Annotated in this window: 1 protein-coding gene; it reads left to right on the top strand. The window is 56.4% G+C overall.

Annotated features, from left to right (window positions below; translation table 11 throughout):
* Positions 1-107: 107 nt before the first annotated feature.
* Complete coding sequence (locus tag BN1121_RS03400; RefSeq protein WP_043597227.1) at positions 108-1,148, top strand: IS481-like element ISAs19 family transposase; 1,041 nt, start codon at positions 108-110, stop codon at positions 1,146-1,148.
* Positions 1,149-1,197: the final 49 nt, after the last annotated feature.

Genomic DNA, 1,197 nt, shown 5'->3' with positions numbered 1-1,197 from the left:
GTATGGAGATGGTATTCACCTGACAGTTGCCCACAAAAGGGAGTGGTCATACGGCTTCAAACCGGATAACAAAACGGTACCCCTACCGTGTTATCCGGAGTCACCGTATGACCACCAACGAGAAAGTAGCACGTCGTAAACTCAGCCTGCTAGAGCTCGCCAAAGAGCTCAATAACGTCAGCAAAGCCTGCAAGCTCATCGGCTACAGCCGCCAGCAGTTCTACGAGATCCGCCGTAACTACCAGACCTATGGGGCTGAGGGCTTGCTCGACAAACTCCCCGGCTGTAAAGGGGCGCATCCCAACCGGGTCGCTCCCGAGATTGAACAGGCCATCCTCGCTTACTCTCTCACCAGACCAACCCATGGCCCGCTGCGGGTCGCGCAAGAACTCGCTCTGCAAGGCATCAACGTCAGTGCGGGCGGTGTGCGTGGCGTGTGGCAACGTCACGATTTGCTCTCCAAACATGACCGCTTGTTGCGCCTCGAGAAAACCCATAGGGAGCAGACGATTGAGCTCAATGACGAGCAAATTCGCCTGCTCGAGCGCTTCAGCCCCGAGTTCCGCGAACGCCAGATAGAGGTCAACTACACCGGGGAACTGGTGGCGGTCGACACCTTCTTCGTCGGTGCACTCAAGGGGGTGGGCAAGGTGTATCTGCAAACCGTGCTCGATTGCTACAGCCGCCACGCCTGGGGACGGCTCTACACCAGTAAGCTGCCGGTGACGTCGGTCCACGTACTCAACGAAACGGTGCTGCCGTTCTTCGAAGCCCATGAGGCACGGGTCTATACCATCTTGTCGGACAATGGGCGCGAGTTCTGCGGGCGCCCTGACCATCATCCCTACGAGTTGTTCCTGCAACTGGAGGGGATTGAGCACCGGACCACCAAGGTGCGCAGGCCGCAGAGCAACGGCTTTATCGAACGGCTGCATCGAACCTTGTTGGATGAACACTTCCGTATCAAGGGGAGGACAACCTGGTATGAGTCGGTGGAGCAGATGCAGACAGACCTGGATAGCTATCTGGAGCACTACAACAACCAGCGACCACATCAGGGCAGGATGATGGAGGGTCAAACCCCCTACAACATGTTCAAGAAGGGTCTGAAATTGATACCGAAGGAAGTGCGCACTAAAGTAGCGTAAACAAGACACCGGTTTGAGGCCGGTGTCAGGTGATAACTAGATCTGTACA

This window comes from Aeromonas diversa CDC 2478-85, from assembly GCF_000819805.1.
Classification (GTDB): domain Bacteria; phylum Pseudomonadota; class Gammaproteobacteria; order Enterobacterales; family Aeromonadaceae; genus Aeromonas; species Aeromonas diversa.
The sequence above is the reverse complement of the archived record's forward strand: the minus strand, read 5'-3'. Positions and strand labels throughout refer to the sequence as shown.

Coding starts and splice junctions, on each gene's coding strand:
- BN1121_RS03400 (WP_043597227.1), top strand. CDS start 108: ATGACCACCAACGAGAAAGTAGCACGTCGTAAACTCAGCCTGCTAGAG.